At 61.4% G+C, this 15,395-nt stretch carries 19 protein-coding genes; 9 read left to right on the top strand and 10 right to left on the bottom strand.

The window, feature by feature from the left end; translation table 11 throughout:
- Positions 1-168: 168 nt before the first annotated feature.
- Positions 169-951, top strand: a complete 783-nt coding sequence (locus AOT96_RS17375) for an IclR family transcriptional regulator (RefSeq protein ID WP_007726735.1) — start codon at positions 169-171, stop codon at positions 949-951.
- Between the two features lies 1 nt (position 952).
- On the opposite strand, the gene AOT96_RS17370 is transcribed toward AOT96_RS17375, so the two are convergent.
- Entirely contained in the window at positions 953-1,654 is a 702-nt protein-coding gene (locus tag AOT96_RS17370) for a PadR family transcriptional regulator (protein ID WP_003944324.1), read from the bottom strand.
- A 240-nt stretch (positions 1,655-1,894) separates the two neighbouring features.
- On the opposite strand from AOT96_RS17370, the gene AOT96_RS17365 reads away from it, so the two are divergent.
- The 3 genes from AOT96_RS17365 (at position 1,895) to AOT96_RS17355 (ending at position 3,139) form a co-directional block, all read left to right on the top strand.
- Positions 1,895-2,395, top strand: coding sequence for a flavin reductase family protein (locus AOT96_RS17365; protein WP_007726733.1), 501 nt, complete (start codon positions 1,895-1,897; stop codon positions 2,393-2,395).
- Positions 2,396-2,507: 112 nt separating this feature from the next.
- Positions 2,508-2,894 carry a nuclear transport factor 2 family protein gene (locus tag AOT96_RS17360; protein WP_003944423.1) on the top strand — a complete coding sequence of 129 codons (387 nt, stop codon included), beginning with the start codon at positions 2,508-2,510 and terminating at the stop codon, positions 2,892-2,894.
- Positions 2,894-3,139 (top strand): hypothetical protein, encoded by a 246-nt coding sequence (locus AOT96_RS17355; RefSeq protein WP_003944366.1) that lies wholly within the window; start codon positions 2,894-2,896, stop codon positions 3,137-3,139. The genes AOT96_RS17360 and AOT96_RS17355 overlap by 1 nt, the downstream gene beginning before the upstream one ends.
- Here the strand turns inward: AOT96_RS17355 and AOT96_RS17350 are convergent.
- The gene (locus AOT96_RS17350; RefSeq protein ID WP_003944338.1) at positions 3,112-3,597 is read right to left on the bottom strand and encodes a flavodoxin family protein; all 486 of its coding nucleotides are present in this window, start codon (positions 3,595-3,597) and stop codon (positions 3,112-3,114) included. The two genes, AOT96_RS17355 and AOT96_RS17350, sit on opposite strands and share 28 nt — an antisense overlap.
- A gap of 118 nt (positions 3,598-3,715) precedes the next feature.
- Here AOT96_RS17350 and AOT96_RS17345 point away from each other — a divergent pair, with 118 nt between their 5' ends.
- Together AOT96_RS17345 and AOT96_RS17340 are read left to right on the top strand one after the other, a co-directional pair.
- On the top strand, positions 3,716-4,150 hold the full coding sequence (locus AOT96_RS17345) for a nucleotidyltransferase domain-containing protein (RefSeq protein ID WP_039972698.1): 435 nt from the start codon (positions 3,716-3,718) through the stop codon (positions 4,148-4,150).
- Positions 4,147-4,770 (top strand): AAA family ATPase, encoded by a 624-nt coding sequence (locus AOT96_RS17340; RefSeq protein WP_065352073.1) that lies wholly within the window; start codon positions 4,147-4,149, stop codon positions 4,768-4,770. The genes AOT96_RS17345 and AOT96_RS17340 overlap by 4 nt, the downstream gene beginning before the upstream one ends.
- A 31-nt stretch (positions 4,771-4,801) precedes the next feature.
- On the opposite strand, the gene AOT96_RS17335 is transcribed toward AOT96_RS17340, so the two are convergent.
- Positions 4,802-5,422, bottom strand: a complete 621-nt coding sequence (locus AOT96_RS17335) for a TetR/AcrR family transcriptional regulator (protein ID WP_054827522.1) — start codon at positions 5,420-5,422, stop codon at positions 4,802-4,804.
- A gap of 91 nt (positions 5,423-5,513) precedes the next feature.
- Here AOT96_RS17335 and AOT96_RS17330 point away from each other — a divergent pair, with 91 nt between their 5' ends.
- Together AOT96_RS17330 and AOT96_RS17325 are read left to right on the top strand one after the other, a co-directional pair.
- Positions 5,514-6,884 carry a cytochrome P450 gene (locus tag AOT96_RS17330; RefSeq protein WP_080726744.1) on the top strand — a complete coding sequence of 457 codons (1,371 nt, stop codon included), beginning with the start codon at positions 5,514-5,516 and terminating at the stop codon, positions 6,882-6,884.
- Between the two features lie 72 nt (positions 6,885-6,956).
- Positions 6,957-7,199 (top strand): hypothetical protein, encoded by a 243-nt coding sequence (locus AOT96_RS17325; RefSeq protein ID WP_065352072.1) that lies wholly within the window; start codon positions 6,957-6,959, stop codon positions 7,197-7,199.
- Between the two features lie 57 nt (positions 7,200-7,256).
- On the opposite strand, the gene AOT96_RS17320 is transcribed toward AOT96_RS17325, so the two are convergent.
- Both AOT96_RS17320 and AOT96_RS36065 read right to left on the bottom strand, forming a co-directional pair.
- Entirely contained in the window at positions 7,257-8,528 is a 1,272-nt protein-coding gene (locus AOT96_RS17320) for an EAL domain-containing protein (RefSeq protein WP_083197710.1), read from the bottom strand.
- Positions 8,529-8,764: 236 nt separating this feature from the next.
- Positions 8,765-9,076 (bottom strand): STAS domain-containing protein, encoded by a 312-nt coding sequence (locus tag AOT96_RS36065; RefSeq protein ID WP_231917223.1) that lies wholly within the window; start codon positions 9,074-9,076, stop codon positions 8,765-8,767.
- A 423-nt stretch (positions 9,077-9,499) separates the two neighbouring features.
- On the opposite strand from AOT96_RS36065, the gene AOT96_RS17310 reads away from it, so the two are divergent.
- A complete protein-coding gene (locus AOT96_RS17310) occupies positions 9,500-10,933 on the top strand; it encodes an FAD-dependent oxidoreductase (protein ID WP_054827521.1) in 1,434 nt (477 codons plus the stop codon).
- Between the two features lie 21 nt (positions 10,934-10,954).
- Here AOT96_RS17310 and AOT96_RS17305 read toward each other — a convergent pair whose 3' ends face one another.
- The 5 genes from AOT96_RS17305 to AOT96_RS17285 all read right to left on the bottom strand — a co-directional run bounded on the left by AOT96_RS17305 (position 10,955) and on the right by AOT96_RS17285 (position 15,258).
- A complete protein-coding gene (locus AOT96_RS17305) occupies positions 10,955-11,605 on the bottom strand; it encodes a hypothetical protein (RefSeq protein WP_003944437.1) in 651 nt (216 codons plus the stop codon).
- Positions 11,602-11,904, bottom strand: a complete 303-nt coding sequence (locus AOT96_RS17300) for a hypothetical protein (protein WP_007726715.1) — start codon at positions 11,902-11,904, stop codon at positions 11,602-11,604. The genes AOT96_RS17305 and AOT96_RS17300 overlap by 4 nt, the downstream gene beginning before the upstream one ends.
- Positions 11,905-12,003: 99 nt before the next feature.
- Positions 12,004-12,834, bottom strand: coding sequence for a mycofactocin-coupled SDR family oxidoreductase (locus AOT96_RS17295; RefSeq protein WP_065352070.1), 831 nt, complete (start codon positions 12,832-12,834; stop codon positions 12,004-12,006).
- A gap of 4 nt (positions 12,835-12,838) precedes the next feature.
- Positions 12,839-13,636, bottom strand: a complete 798-nt coding sequence (locus AOT96_RS17290) for a mycofactocin-coupled SDR family oxidoreductase (protein WP_058038555.1) — start codon at positions 13,634-13,636, stop codon at positions 12,839-12,841.
- The gene (locus AOT96_RS17285) at positions 13,633-15,258 is read right to left on the bottom strand and encodes a flavin-containing monooxygenase (protein ID WP_007726712.1); all 1,626 of its coding nucleotides are present in this window, start codon (positions 15,256-15,258) and stop codon (positions 13,633-13,635) included. The genes AOT96_RS17290 and AOT96_RS17285 overlap by 4 nt, the downstream gene beginning before the upstream one ends.
- Between the last annotated feature and the right edge of the window lie 137 nt (positions 15,259-15,395).

The raw sequence follows: 15,395 nt of genomic DNA, 5'->3' as shown, positions 1-15,395 counted from the left end.
GAGGGGGTTTGCGCGAGCATTCGCGCAAACCCCCTCGTCGTTTCCACCCGCGACGCGCCCGAAAACAGACCGGTGATCCACTTCACAAATCCGTAACTCTATGACACTATTTCTAATTGAAATAGCCAGTTCACTGGTTGTGGAGCTCTAAGAGAAGTGAGGTACACGATGACACTGCAGGCTGTGGATGCTTTAGGCGCCGATTCGGCCCCGACAGCAATTCTCGATCGCGTCTCGCTGGTTCTCGACGCCTTCGACGGTCCCGGCAGGTTGACGCTCGCTCAAGTCGTTCGGAGCACGGGCCTTCCCCGCTCGTCTGCCCACCGCATGCTCGAACGTCTTGTCTCGATGCGTTGGCTGCGTCGCGACGGCCGTGACTACGAACTCGGTATGCGCCTCGTCGAACTGGGATCGCTCGCGGTTCATCAGGACCGCCTCCACGCTGCAGCCATGCCCCTTCTCCATGAGCTCTACCGAGTCACCGGATTCGTGGTTCACCTCGGCATCCTCGACGGGCCCGATGTGGTCTACATGGAGAAGATCGGCGGACGCCTCGCCGCCGCAGTGCCGACGCGTGTCGGTGGTCGACGCCGCGCCGAGACCACTGCGATCGGTCAGGCACTGCTCGCGTTCGGTTCGCCGAAGTCCTCGGGCTACGCACTGCCCCACCTCGCCAGAATCCGCGAGTCCGGGGTGGCCTTCGAATCCGGAAACGGCCTACCGGGATTCAGCTGTCTTGCGGCACCGATCGGCCCCATCGGCCGCGCCGTCGCCGCGGTATCCATCTGCGCGCCGTCGAAGGCCCTCCGCCTCGACCACGTCAGCGCAGCGCCGGTCCGTATGGCGGCCGCTGCCATTTGGCGAGGCATCGACGGCGGATCGCTGAGCGTCACTCCGACTTTGCAACGTCGTCATCTGCTGCGCAACATGCCGACCGCAGCCGGGGCCTGACTCAGATACTCGAACCGTTGCCGGTGAGCCCGGCTTGCTCGAGCGCCAACACATACTCCTCGACGTTCTTCCATTTGCCAGGCGTCGAGGGCAACGGTGATCCCAGTCGGTCGTGCTCGGCGACGTTCGCGAACTCGGCGGTCGCACGATCGATGTCGTCGAGCAGTTCGCGAGCAAGTTCGATCTCGGCTCGGAAGTACCGTTCCGACCATCGCAACGTCATGACCGGGAACGACCAGGCCGGCTCGTTCTCGGCATGATCTGCGTGGAGTTTCGCGCGTCGAATCTGCTCTTCGACATTGGCGATGTGGGCTTCCACCAGCGCCTTCAGTCGCTCGGGCTCGTTGAGGTGTCCCATCCACAGACGCAACATCACACCGTGCTTGAGCACCGGAACTTCCACCGGTGCCTCCCGTGACCACGTCCGGACGGCGTCGGTTCCTGACTGAGTAATGGAGTAAAGGCGCTTGCCTCGCACCCCTGGTTCGGAGACGACCCGGGACTCCACGAACCCGATGCTTTCGAGCTTCTTCAGTTCTGCGTACACCTGGCTGATGGACGGGCTCCAATAGAAGAAGCCGACACTCCAGTCAGCCCACTTCTTCAAATCGTTTCCGGTCAGCTCCTCCCCGAACGTCAGCATCCCGAGCACTGCCCAGCTGGTAGCGGGAAGTCCTCGGGACACGTCATCAGGTTCGGACATGCCCGAAGTCTAACAATCACTGGTCATTTGCTGGTTTCGTAGAATCCGAACGGACCGCTGAGCGGGATCAAATTTGCTCGAAACCCCTCCACCTGCCACTCGGTCGGTCCTGACCCGTGCCGAGAAGCCATTGCTGCCATTGAGTGGGACTGCCGCTGGATTACGTCCGCGGCGCCACACATCGTTGCTTCTGAAGCTGTTTGCAGAGTTTTGAACAAAAGATTTGAACAAGGAGACGACATGACCGTGGAAAACGCCGAGCCACCAGTTCTGGACGGACGCACACTTCGCAACGTGATGAGCAATTTCTGCACCGGCGTCACCGTCATCACCGCTCACGACGGAAATTCACCCCTCGGTTTCACCTGCCAGTCCCTGGTCTCGGTATCGCTTGATCCCCCGTTGCTCTCGTTCTGCCCGGCGAAGACGTCGACAAGTTGGCCGAAGCTTCGCGAGACGGGAACTCTCTGCATCAATGTTCTCGCCCACGATCAGCAGGACATGTGTTCGGCGTTCGCTCGCGGCGGGACGGACAAGTTCCTCGGCGTCGAGTGGGATGCCGCCGGCAACGGTGCTCCGGCGCTGAGCGGCGCGCTCGCCCGCATCGAAGCAACGGTCGAGCAGGAGCACGACGCCGGTGATCACACCATCGTCGTCGCACGCATCACCGATCTGAACGTGCTGCGCCACGACGGTCCGCTTCTGTTCTACCGCGGCGGGTTCGGACGCTTCGACGCCTGAGTGCTCAGGCTGTCCCGCTGCGTGGGAGATGCCGGCGCCGAATCGAGCCCGCACCGATAGCGTCCGAAGTAGTTGTCAGACCCTGAACTTCTCGACTGATCGGACTAACTCGATGACCACTCTCGAACCAGACACCACGGCCGCGATCACGGCGACGGTTACCACCTACCTTGACGCCGTGGCTCGCGGATCGTCAGCGGACATCGCCGCCCTCTACGCCGAGAACGCGACGCTCGAAGACCCGGTCGGCAGCGAACCCCGCGTCGGCAAGGCCGCGATCACCGAGTTCTACGGCGCTCTCGAGGGCGGTTCGCAAGAGACGGAACTGCTTACCTTGCGGGTGAGCGGATCCAGCGCGGCCTTCCACTTCCGCGTCGTCACACCGGTGGGCGATCAGGTCTACGAGGTCGAACCGATCGACGTCATGACTTTTGACGAGGACGCCAAGATCACGAGCATGCGCGCCTTCTGGTCACCGGCCGATCTGATTGCACGCTGATGCGTCAGGTCAGTTGCCGCAACTGCGGAAATCGCGTCCTCGTCGAGAAGTACAGCGAAGCGCACACCAGCGTCCAATGGCTCGAAGAGTCGCAGGAAGTGTGCCCGGAGTTGGGTCGCGTGAACAGCCGTGCCAACGCTCAACGGACGTGTGGCGCTCTGCGCCAGACGATCAACGACCTTGCCGACGCCGGTGAGCTGGAGATGAGCCTGCGCAGCTACCCGGTGCCGGGCAAGCTGTCCTGAACGCTTCCGCGTAGCATTTCGGCGAACATGCGCGCCGATTCCAGGTCGTCGGCGTTCGGCCGCCCCTTCCGGATACCGCCGAACGGCTTGAACGGGAGATAGGTATCCCACGCACGGGACGAGAAGGCTGCGACCACATCGAAGCCCTTCTGTTCGAGCAACTGAACCAGTGGACGCGAGAAGCGATGAATCCCCTTGTCAGGAAAACCACTGGTGGCGAAGACAAAAGCCTTGGATCGCCGTTCTTCGGGGAGTGCCTCGACGAACGAGCGTAAATCTGCGTGGTATGAGCGTAGGTAGATGCCGGAGCCGAACCCCACGAGGTCGTAGTCGGCGAGCTGCGCGGCGTCGATGTCACCGGGCTCGACCACGCGAGCATCGAGAACTTCTCCGATGACGTCGGCGATCAGCTTCGTATTGCCATGGGAGACAGAGGTACACACGATGATTGCTTTCATCGGCTGAGTTCTCTCATTTTGGACATACGCATCCCTCCGCCTGGTTTGTCACTGACAGTTCCAGGATAGAGGTCCGGGCGAAGCTACGGAGAGGGTGGCGATGGGGAATGATGCCGGTATGTCAGCACGATTGAAGGGGCGAAGACGTGCGGTGAACGCGCTGCTCGTCGACGTCGAACGATGGGCCGCTGAGCACGATGACGTCAAAGCTGTAGCGCTGGTCGGGTCCTACGCGCGCGGCGCGGAGCGTATGGCGAGTGATCTTGATCTGATGATCCTGGCCGACGACGCGAACGCGCTCGCAAATGAAGACTGGTTCGACCGGCTCCGCCCCGACGCGCGATTCATCAGAGCCGCCAACTGGGGGCCAGTCCGAGAACGACGCTTCCGCCTACGGTCCGGCCTCCTCGTCGAACTGAATTTCGCGAGCGAGAGCTGGGCCGACCTTCCGCTCGACGCGGGCACTCGACGCGTCCTCGAAGACGGCCACCGAATCCTGTACGACACCGGGCCTCTTCGCGTCGCTACGAGCGAGGGAAGAACTGCTCGATGAGCACCAAGACGGTCTTCGAGACCTTGGCCGCCGAAATAAACGCGCTGCGCGGCTCTCCCGTCGTCGCGATCGACGGCGTCGACGGGAGCGGCAAGACGACATTCACGAAAAGTCTTGCAGCACAGCTGAATGAACGCCCCGCCATTGTGATTCACGTCGACGACTTCCTCAATCCGCCGGAGATTCGCCATCGCAGAGGTCGGCTGTCACCGGAAGGCTTCTGGCTCGACAGCTACGACTACGACGCCCTCGAGCGTCATGTTCTCGCCCCTCTGAGACCGGGAGGTAACCGCGAGTACCGACCACGACGGGACAGCGACGCGTACTTGCATGCAGCCGACGGAGCCGTAGTCCTCGTCGAGGGACTCTTTCTGCATCGGGACGAACTTGCTTCCCGATGGGACTATTCGATCTTTCTCGACGTGCCCTTCGAGATCACCGCCGAGCGAATGAACCTTCGCGACGGAACGAACGCGGATCCGGAACACCCGTCGATGAACCGTTATGTCGGCGGCCAACGTCTGTACTTCGCGGCTGCAGAGCCCTGGACCCGCGCGGACAGTGTCATCGACAATTCAGACCCGAAACTGCCTCGAATCACGACACATGCCGCCCACTAGAGTTGGCAGTCCGCATCGCCGGCCCCGCGTTTCATCGGTGCGCTGTGGATGTGAATTGGAAGGTTGCGGCATCCACGATCTCAGCGGGCGTGATGTCGATTTCGCCGTTGAGCCAGGCCGTCACCAATTCGGCCAGGCCGCCCACGAACAGTAATCCGTTGATCTCACCCTGATGGGGAGGCCAAGCTCGATCGCCGTACAAGAGCGCAGCCTCGTCGGCCACCATCTGCGCGAACCCACGCAGCGCTCCCCGCCGGTGAGTGCGCAGCGGCTCGTAAGCCACCGACTCGACCATCGCGACACGCCCTTTTCGAGGATCGTCCGTCAGGATGTTGACGAACGAAGCAATGGCGCTCCGCACGCGCTCCTCCCGTGTCCCCTCGGTCGTTCGGAGTGCAGCCATTCCGGCCACGCGCACCTCGTCGACGATTCCGTCGAAAACCTGCTGGAGGAGTTCGTCCCTGCTGGCGAAACTCTCGTAGAAATATCGCTCTGTCAGCTTGGCATGCGCACAGATGGCGGTCATGGTGGCACCCTGCCTGCCCGCGGCCGCAAACACGTCCAGTCCTGCTGCGAGCAAGCTTTCACGCCGAAGCGCGGCCCGCTGCTCACCACTCAGACCGGCATATCGACGGGGTGTGGGAGAAGCCATGAGTCGATCTTGACAGACGACGCGACTGTGACGCAGACTACCCCCATCTGACAGGCGCCACTGTCAGATGCAAACGGAAGGCAGGTACGTGATGTCGAAAATCCTGGCCGCTCCACCCATCCGGTCGCAGTTGCGTCCCATCTCAGGCAACTCGGGACTACCCGGAATAGGGCAAACTTTCGAATACATCCGCGACCCTCTCGCTCTGATGCAAAAACGCTGGGATCGTTACGGCGAAGTCTCGTGGTTCTCGATGGCCGGTAGACGATGGGTCGCAGCCCTCGGGCCCGACGCATGCCAAGAAGTTCTCCAGAACAAGGACCGCGCTTTTGTCAACAGCGACGGGTGGTCAGTGCTCATCGGTCCCTTCTTTCACGGGGGTCTGATGCTTCTCGACTCCGAAGAGCACCTACGACAACGACGCATCATGCAACAAGCCTTCACGAGATCGCGTCTCGAAAAGACCGTGGACGTGCTGAATCCCGCGATCGCCTCCGCGCTCGACGCCTGGACTCCGTCCGATGGCTTCCGCGCCTACACCGCTCTCAAAGCTCTCACACTCAACCTCGCGACCGACATCTTCATGGGCGGCGCGGAAGGGACCACTGAAAGCGAAATCGACTCTGTGAAAAAAGCTTTCGTCGATTGCGTGCAAGCTGCAACCTCGGTGATCCGTTATCGAGTTCCCGGCACCAGATGGAAGCGCGGCCTCGACGGGCGCCGAACCCTCGAAAACTTCTTCCGCCGCTACCTACCTGCGCGCCGTTCACGCGAAACCGACGACCTGTTTTCCGTTCTCTGTCACATCGAATCAGACACCGGACAGCGCTTCAGCGACGGCGAGGTGATCGATCACATGATCTTCCTGCTGATGGCCGCACATGACACCTCCACCATCACCATCTCGACAATGATGCAATATCTCGGCCAGAATCCTCAGTGGCAGAACAGATGTCGGGCGGAATCACTCGCACTGAGTACGTCGACGCCGAGCTATGCCGAACTCGACCAACTCGCAGGCTTGGACCTGGTGATGAAAGAATGCCTCCGACTCGTCGCTCCCGTGCCGGTCATGGCTCGCCGAGCGGTGTGTGACACCCAGATACAGGACCACTTCGTACCCGCTGGGACCTACGTGTCAGTGGTGCCACATTTCACTCACCACATGCCGCAGTACTGGCCCGACCCCGAACATTTCGATCCCGAACGTTTCGCGGACCACCGACGTGAAGACAAGGTGCACCGGTATGCCTGGGAACCGTTCGGTGGAGGCGTGCACAAATGCCTCGGCATGCACTTCGCCGGCGTCGAAATCAAAGCGATCATGCACCACCTGCTCACACGCTTCGATTGGCAGGTCGCGCCCGGCTACACCGCCCCTCTCAACTACATGTCCTTGCCGTTCCCCTCCGACGGACAGCCGATCGATCTGAAACCACTCACGACTTCTCATGACCGGTAGCGACCGAACAGACGTCAGGATCAACTCGCACATGACTACCGGCACAGACGCTTTCGAAATCCAGAGGAAAACATGAGCACTCGGCCCGCCCGAAACCGGCATGCACGCGCTGCTCCGAAACCAGAGGTCGTCTCAGCGGCGGAGTTCCTACTCGCAGAATCCGACGCCCATGTCTTCCGTCGCCGCTATCTCGAACTGCTCACCCACACCACAGCACCGGATGGCGCAACCGTCACGGACTACACGGTCGCCGAAAGGTATCTACTCAACTCTGCAGCAAAGAGACGTGCTGCGCGGCGCCCGGCCAATCCTTAGCCACGATCGCCGGTCGGGCAGCGCTCGCGGCGAACGTCGAGAACCTCGGCACCGGTTTCACGAATTCGTCGTGGGGTAACGACGAAGAATAGAGTGCGCTGCCTGGGTGACGGCGGTGCGATCGTAGGTTTGCACGAAGTCGAAGGTCCGCTCGAGATCTGGACCGTTGTCATGAAGATCTCGCGCCGACAGCATCGCCGCATGGTGCGGTCCCAGAGTGACGACCGTCCACTCGTTGACGAGATCATCACCCGGGTCGAGCGGCGCGTGTTGAACTTTACCGTCGAGCATCACGGACAGTCCGACACCGTAGACACCGGCAAACCCTACGGTGTCGGCGAGGTGACGCCACCGTGCTGTTGTGGATGCGGTGAAATGCTCGGCTTGTTGAAAGGTGCCCAGAACAAGCATCGAGGAACCCGATGTGGCGGCTTGCGCTTCGAGGGACTTGCTCAGTTGGATCAACAGACGCTTGGTACCGCGCCGGATCCGGCTGTGAGCAGACACGATCGAGTAGGGAGTGCCCACCTCGGGGATGGGATCACTCCACACCGGACTGTCGGGCATCGCGACGACCGGTTCGGACAACAGTGAACTCGGATCGTCGACTGCGGGATACAACTCACCCGTTCCGTATGTGGCTCCGATGGTGATTGCGGCAAGACGGGACGATTCCGAGTCGACACCCTCGGCAAGGATAATCGCGTTCGATCGCTCGACGTAGGCGCCGAGCGCGTGCACCGTCGTTCCCACTTCGAAATATGCCGCCTTGGAAAGCAATTCAGCGGAAGTGATAATGATGTCGGGTTCGACCAAAGACAGAAGTGTCGCCGAGTGCCTGTCGATGCCGACACCGTCGAGTGCAATCAGACGCCCGCCCGCGCGGGCTTCTCTGATCACTGCCAGAGAGTTGTGGGGATCGGTAAGCACCGATGCGCTGTCAACCGTGATGACGATCCGTTGCAGATTTCTCGTCGCTCCTTCGATACCAGGAGCGTTCAGAGCTGCTCGGGAAACCGAGTCGACTGCCACCAGCAACGGCAGGCGATCCGCGACGGTGCATGCGAGTGCAGTACGGGACATGGCCAGTTTGTGACTGTCGAATTCCGAGCGTTGCTGCATCAATTGCGAGGCGCGACGAAGGGCATGCGCCGAACACAGAGAGGAATTGTCAGGCCCACGCAATTGCAACTCGGCGCCTGCAAGTGCGTGGTCGTCGAGGCGGCGTATCGGTGCGAACTGCATGCTTACTTCCAGACCAATCACATCGGAGAACTGGGTGATCGGAGAATTCGACGATGTCGAACCGTTGCTGGTGTCATACGCCATGGTGTGGCTCTTCACTACGAGTCGGGACCACCAAGCGTTCATGCGGCCGGACGCGTCGATGGCAGCGCCGGCTGCTCGACACCGAACGAGACTACCGCAAATCTCGGCGCAACCCGGTGACGACAACCTGACCCCGCGCCGCAAAGTGCACATCGACACGCAGATCAGACCAGAAACCAAGTCAACGCGTATCGAGCACTGCTCACTTCACATCGTTCGTGGGAGTTGTTTCCGGCTCAAGCACCGAGAGCATCAGCGGTCGACGTGGCAACGCCCGAAATGAGTTCGGAGGCGCCGAGAGCCTGAAAGATCATGGAGACCGCTCGCGTCGGGGCAAACAAGCGAATGCGGTTGTTGCCACGCCCCGCAGCATCGACAACGGCATTCGCCACTCCGGACGACATGAAGGTCACGCCGGAGAGATCGACGTGAATATCGGTGCCGACCAGGAGAAGTCGGTCGAGCGCGTGCACCAATTCCACCCGCTGACCCATGTCCAATTCTCCGGCAAGTCTCAGTACCGCATACGAAGGGGTGTAGCTTTCCACGTCGATACTGTACCGATGCCCTTCTCGGCCGGCGCTGTCAAAGAGATCGAGAACATTTGCAGCTGAAGAACGTTCGTTGATCGTAGTCATGAAAGCCTCTTGTCTGGACTCGGCGTGCCCCACCGCTCGAATCAGCGATGAATCACTGTGCGTCGGATAACCAACCGTGTCGGTCACTGCGTTCCAGACGAACTCTGCCACCGGCAGGTTTCGCCGACACAACCACATCTATAACGCTAGGGTCTCGAAAACGTCACAGCGCGATATCGCACTTTTGGCGCCACCCCCGACGCACTGAACCGCTACCTCGCCTGGCCCCCGACGTGCCTGCGGGGCGACGTCTCTGCGGCGTCGACCACTGGCTTTCTCGCTCATCGGGAAGGTGGGTTCGCCGCACCACCATTCCGCAATACCTTCTGTGACATGGATAACATTGTCGACGTACTCGTCATCGGATCGGGCGCTGCCGGATCGGCCGCAGCGCTCCAAGCGCACGCCGACGGCGCATCGGTCGTGATTCTGGAAAAGAGCGGACCTGATTCCGCGGGCGGCAACACTCGACTGTCCGGCAGTGGATGGTTCGTCAACCAGGACCCCGCTGCCGCCCGAACCTTCCTGCGTTCGTTGAACGGGGAGTTCCCCGTTGCCGAGGACGTCATCGATGCCTGGGCCGAGAACACTCACGGACTGTCCGACTGGATCCGCAGTCTGGGTGCAACTGTAGCGATGACCGGCGATTTCCATTCCGCGGCAGAGTTCGCCGAACTTGACGGAAGTTCTTGTTACGCAGGGATGGACACCGTCGAAGGGAAGATGGGCAATGAACTTCTCTACCGGTTCCTCGTCTCCGCTCTCGCTGAACGCGGCGTCACAACACTATTCGACACCGAAGCCACCGGACTGCTGACGGATGAATCCGGAGCGGTGACCGGAGTCGAGATCCGTTCGGGTGAAAAGACTTCGCAGATCAAGGCACGCCGGGGCGTCATCCTTGCCACCGGAGGATTCGAAGCAAATCCGACGATGGTGCGCGACTACTTGCGTCTGGAGAATCCGAAGATCTGGGGCTCACCATCGGCAACCGGCGACGGTCACCGCATGGCACAGGCCGTGGGCGCCGATCTGTGGCACATGAACAACATGATGACCATTACGGGAATTCCCGGCGACCTCGAGAATCCGACTGGATTCTTCCTCGCACTGTGGAACGCGCACAACTATGTGTTCCTCAGCCGGGAAGGTAGACGCTTCACCGACGAGTCAGCCGAAATGCGGCATGGTCATGTGTTCAGAGAGGGTTCTTACCAACACTTTCCGGTGCAACCGATGAACGTCGTCTTCGACGAGACGATGAGGTTGGCCGGACAGCTGAGCCCCGGCCGCGACGCACTGCCCGTCGGCCACAGGGTTCTCGACGAAGGGTACGAGTGGAGCTCGGACAATCAAGCCGAGATCGACAAGGGATGGATCCTAAAGGCGGACACGCTCGCCGAACTCGCCGAGAAACTCGGACTGGACCCAACAGTCGTGGAAACGAGCGTGCGACGCTACAACGAGGCGTGCGCGGACGGCATCGACCATTCGTTCGGCCGCAATCCCGAAACTTTGGCCCCGGTGGCTACCGCTCCGTTCTACGCCGTCTCCGGGTCGCCACTGCTCGGATGGAGTAGCGGTGGGCCGCGCCGCGACGGTCATTCCCGCGTACTCGATACTGCCCGCAATCCGATTCCTGGCCTCTACGCCGCGGGCGCGGTCAGTTCCACCTACAGCGCGGCGAAGGACGGCGGATTCCACATTGCCGACGCCTTCGCATTCGGCCGTGTCGCCGGGGCCCATGCCGCCGCGCGTAAAGCTTGATATCGCCGGCCTTTCGACTGACTAGCCACGCACGATTACGTGGCTGGTCAGTTGTGGTCGATCGTCACGCAGATGAATCCTCTGCGCTGGATGAAACCGGGATTCGTACCGGGACGCTATCGCCTCGGCCGTCCCGTAATAGCTCACATCGCGCGGACGTCCCTTCGCACGCCGCAAGGACTCGTCGAAGCTTGCTTCAACCCAGATTCGTAGGTCGAACTGATCTCGCATCAGTCCGCGAAAAAGCAGCACTCCCTCGACGATCACAATGGCGCGATCCGGGACTCGTGGCTTCGACACCACCGATTCGTCTGTCTCCGGATCAGTCGAGACGTAGGAAATTTCGGTAACTTCGGCCAACCGTAGCGGCACCATCACACGGCTACTCAGGTTCGAATAGTCGTACGCATCCTCGAGATACCCACGCACCGTGTCAGGATCTTTGTTCCGTACCGCTTTCGCAGTCGAGAACTCGTCCCCATGGATCATGATGAAGTCATGGCCCGACTTCGAGATACCGGCAGCCAACTCGTCCGCGATCGTCGATTTTCCGGAAGCCTCGATTCCCGAGATCCCGACAAAAGTGCGTCCGGCCCGATCTTCGTGGCAGCGCACGACGTGCTCGACTAGAGAACCCGAATCATCCGCGCCGAAGGTCTTCTGCCGATTCACACCCGAGCAGCCTTGACCTCGTCGAAGAACGCGATGACGGCTGCCTCGTTCTCCGGCGGAACAGTCAGCGATGCCCGTGGACCCGCTACCGCGATCGAGTCGTCGGCGAGCCTGTTCCCGATGGTGAGTTTCAGTCCCGACTTCGACGGTTTCGCCTTCACCGCAATGTGTTCGACATGCCAACGAGCCACTTCGCTCGTGCTCGCGGCGGTGCGGTCGAAGACCTCCACCGTGCGGTGGTCGAGGACCATCACGATGTTGGTCCCGACGGTGACTTCCAGATAGCGCCGTTCCGCCACGGTGTACGCCTTTCGGTTAGGTGAAACCGACGCTACACACCGTGGCGGAACTCAGCGTGTCAAAACCTCAGCTGTTCAAGATTTCAGCTGTTCGAAACCTCAGCGGGACGAACTTCCTGCATCCACCGGCAGGGCGACCGACGTGATGTAGCGAGCCTCGTCGGAAGACAGGAACAGAGCAGCGTTCGCTACGTCCACCGGTTCGATCCACGGAATGGCGAGCATGTTCATCGTCATCGCTGCGGCAGCAAATTCTTCGCGCGTCGGGTTCTCGAGATCGGGGCGGAACTTGCCGCGCACCAACGAATTTTGAATCATGAGGGTGTCGACGTTGGTGGGATGGACCGTATTGACGCGTACGTTGTGCGGAGCCAGTTCCTTTGCCAGCGAACGCATCAGACCAACGACTCCATGCTTGGCTGCGGTGTAGTGCGCGACTCCGACCAGCCCCCGAAGTCCGGCGATGGAGCTTGTGAGTGTCATCGATCCCCCGCCCCGCGCGATCAAGTGCGGAGCCGCGACGGTCGTGGTGTGCCACACGCCGGTCAGATTGACGTCCACCATGGTCTGCCACATCGTTTCCGACATGGTCAGGGCCCCGTCGGAGGACGTGATACCAGCTGTAGCGCAGACGATGTCGAGACCACCGAGCGTTCCGACGGCCGAGTCCACGGCACTGCGTAGTGCCTCGAGATCCCGAACGTCCACTACCGCAGATTCGACCTTTCGCCCCAGCGCCCGGATCTGCGCCACTGTCTCATCGAGATCGGCCTCCGTCGCGGGCGGCGTGACTGTGGTTTCCACCGAGGTGCACACGTCGACCGCGATGATGTCCGCGCCCTCTTCGGCAAAACGCACGGCCTGAGCCCGCCCGATTCCTCGTGCCGCACCCGTGATCAGCGCGATCTTGCCTTCCAATCGAGAAGTCATCAATTCACACTTTCTGGGTCAGGCCGGCGTCGACAACCAACTGACAGCCGGTCATGTAGCGGGACTCCGCGGATGCGAGGAACAGGACCGCATTACTGACGTCCACCGGATCGACCCAGGGAACGGGCAGCAAGTTGCGAGCGCTGAGCACTGCAGCAGCGTCTGCTTCGGTGGGATTCTCGATGTCCGGGCACAGGTTCGCGAACACTCGCTCGTTGATGATCATCGGGGTACGTACCGAACCCGGATGCACGGAGTTGACGCGGATACTCTGCGCCCCCAACTCGTTGGCCAGCGTTCTGGCCAGGCCCACCACGGCATGCTTGGCTGCGCTGTAATGACTTGCTCCGGCAATACCTTTGATTCCCGCTGTCGAGCTGACCAGAACGACGGATCCACCGTCGCCGAAGTGCGGAACGCAGGCCTTGACGGTGTGCCACGCCCCGGTCAGATTGACGTCCAGCGAGCGGTTCCACACTGCAGGATCGATGGTCCACGACGGTCCCGGCGTGTCGTAGACGCCTGCATTCGCGACCACGACGTCCAACCCGCCGAGTTCGGTAACGCACTCGGCCACGACGGCGGCCAGACCGTCGAAGTCCCGAATATCCGCCACACCGGTGACCGCGACACCGCCTCGATCACGCACTGCCTGAGCGGTTTCCGCCAACCCCGATTGCGCCTGTTCGACATCCAACGCGATCACGGACGCGCCTTCCTCGGCGAGCCGCTCACAGTGTGAGCGTCCCATTCCGCCGGCCGCACCCGTCACGAGTACCCGCTTGCCCTCCAGCCGGCTCATGCGTGCACCGCGCTGTTCAGCTCGAAGCCTCGGTATCCCGCTGCTGCCACGTCTGCACAGATGTCGGAGTAGACACCGAAGCCTCCGATGAAGGGCATGAATATCCTCGGCTTTCCCGGGATGTTGGCTCCCATGTACCAGGAGTTCGCGGATGGGAACAATGTTGCCGACGCCCGGCGTGAGCACTCCTCGAGCCAGTTGTCCACGGCTTCGGCACTCGGCTCGATGGTGTCGATGCCCGCCGAATCGAGGTGGTTGATCGCGTCGGCGATCCAGTCGACGTGCTGTTCGGCAGCGAGAATCATGTTGGACAGCACACTCGGGCTGCCCGGCCCGGTGACGATGAACAGGTTCGGGAAGCCGTGAACTCCCAAACCAAGATAGGTTCTCGGACCCGCATGCCAGTTCTCTCGCAAGGTCTCGCCGTTGCGGCCACGGATCTCGATGCGATCGAGTGCCCCGGTCATCGCATCGAAGCCGGTGGCGAACACCAATGCGTCGAGTTCGTAGTGCGAGTCGGTCGTCTTGATCCCGGCCTCGTCGATTGCCTCGATCGGTGCGCTCTTGAGATCGACCAGGCTCACGTTGTCACGGTTGTAGCTCTGGTAGTAGTCGGTGTCCGTCACGATCCGCTTGGTCCCGATGGGGTGGTCGTTCGGGATCAGCAGGTCGGCGATGGCCTGATCTTCGACCACCGATCTGATCTTGGCCTCGGCAAATGCGGCCGCCGTCGCGTTGGCGTCGATGTTGCTGGTCTGGTCTGCGAAGGTTTTGGCGAACAGAACACCGCCGAGCTTCCACCGCTCCTCGTAGGCCGCGTTCCTCTCGGCCTCGGACACCTCGAGCGCGCTGCGAGGATCCGAAACGAACGGAGATCCACCGCCACTGCGCTTGGACAGCGCTCGACGCTCGGCGTAGTCGGCCTTGATCTCTGCGCGTCGTTTGTCATCGAGAGGCGTGTTTCCCGCCGGCACACTGTAATTCGCGGACCGCTGGAACACGAAGAGGTGATCGGCCTGCTCGGCGATCAACGGAACGGACTGGATGCCCGACGATCCGGTGCCGATCACTCCCACTCGCTTGCCGGTGAAATCGACGCCCTCGTGCGGCCAGAAGCCGGTGTGGAAGACCTCACCGCCGAAAGTCTCGCGACCTGCAATGTTCGGAACGTTCGCGGTCGAGAGGCTGCCCGTGGCGCACACCACGAACCGCGAGGTGACGTCATGACCACCGTCGGTGTGCACTCGCCACGTCGACGAGTCCTCGTCGAACTGTGCGCTCAGGACACGGGTATCGAAAGTGAACCCACTGCGTAGGTCGAAGCGATCGGCGACGTGATCGAGGTAGGACAGGATCTCCGGCTGCGCGGCGTACTTCTCGCTCCAGTCCCAATCCTGTTGCAACTCTTCGGAGAACGAGTAGGAGTAGTCGAAACTCTCGACATCGCAGCGTGCGCCCGGGTAGCGGTTGAAGTACCACGTGCCGCCCACTCCGGAGCCCGCCTCGAAGCCGTGGACACGCAGCCCCTGCTCGCGAAGTCGGTGCATGGCGTACATGCCGGCGACGCCGGCGCCGATGACTACGACGTCGAGTGGTGCGGTGGAGAAGTCAGGATCGGTCATGGTGGCCACGCTACGAGTGGGTTGAATGGTAGAGGAACAGGTTCTCCCGCTGGGTGGGCGAAGCCTCCACCCCATGACACTGGGTGGGCGGAGAGCGCTGTGTCCACCGATCGGGGGACAGCGATGTCGTCCAGCAC

Origin of the sequence: Rhodococcus sp. 008, from assembly GCF_001682295.1 — a bacterium.
Classification (GTDB): domain Bacteria; phylum Actinomycetota; class Actinomycetes; order Mycobacteriales; family Mycobacteriaceae; genus Rhodococcus_F; species Rhodococcus_F qingshengii.
This window is presented reverse-complemented; position numbering and strand designations above follow the sequence as displayed.

Coding starts and splice junctions, on each gene's coding strand:
- AOT96_RS17375 (WP_007726735.1), top strand. CDS start 169: ATGACACTGCAGGCTGTGGATGCTTTAGGCGCCGATTCGGCCCCGACA.
- AOT96_RS17370 (WP_003944324.1), bottom strand. CDS start 1,654: ATGTCCGAACCTGATGACGTGTCCCGAGGACTTCCCGCTACCAGCTGG.
- AOT96_RS17365 (WP_007726733.1), top strand. CDS start 1,895: ATGACCGTGGAAAACGCCGAGCCACCAGTTCTGGACGGACGCACACTT.
- AOT96_RS17360 (WP_003944423.1), top strand. CDS start 2,508: ATGACCACTCTCGAACCAGACACCACGGCCGCGATCACGGCGACGGTT.
- AOT96_RS17355 (WP_003944366.1), top strand. CDS start 2,894: ATGCGTCAGGTCAGTTGCCGCAACTGCGGAAATCGCGTCCTCGTCGAG.
- AOT96_RS17350 (WP_003944338.1), bottom strand. CDS start 3,597: ATGAAAGCAATCATCGTGTGTACCTCTGTCTCCCATGGCAATACGAAG.
- AOT96_RS17345 (WP_039972698.1), top strand. CDS start 3,716: ATGTCAGCACGATTGAAGGGGCGAAGACGTGCGGTGAACGCGCTGCTC.
- AOT96_RS17340 (WP_065352073.1), top strand. CDS start 4,147: ATGAGCACCAAGACGGTCTTCGAGACCTTGGCCGCCGAAATAAACGCG.
- AOT96_RS17335 (WP_054827522.1), bottom strand. CDS start 5,422: ATGGCTTCTCCCACACCCCGTCGATATGCCGGTCTGAGTGGTGAGCAG.
- AOT96_RS17330 (WP_080726744.1), top strand. CDS start 5,514: ATGTCGAAAATCCTGGCCGCTCCACCCATCCGGTCGCAGTTGCGTCCC.
- AOT96_RS17325 (WP_065352072.1), top strand. CDS start 6,957: ATGAGCACTCGGCCCGCCCGAAACCGGCATGCACGCGCTGCTCCGAAA.
- AOT96_RS17320 (WP_083197710.1), bottom strand. CDS start 8,528: ATGGCGTATGACACCAGCAACGGTTCGACATCGTCGAATTCTCCGATC.
- AOT96_RS17310 (WP_054827521.1), top strand. CDS start 9,500: ATGGATAACATTGTCGACGTACTCGTCATCGGATCGGGCGCTGCCGGA.
- AOT96_RS17295 (WP_065352070.1), bottom strand. CDS start 12,834: ATGACTTCTCGATTGGAAGGCAAGATCGCGCTGATCACGGGTGCGGCA.
- AOT96_RS17290 (WP_058038555.1), bottom strand. CDS start 13,636: ATGAGCCGGCTGGAGGGCAAGCGGGTACTCGTGACGGGTGCGGCCGGC.
- AOT96_RS17285 (WP_007726712.1), bottom strand. CDS start 15,258: ATGACCGATCCTGACTTCTCCACCGCACCACTCGACGTCGTAGTCATC.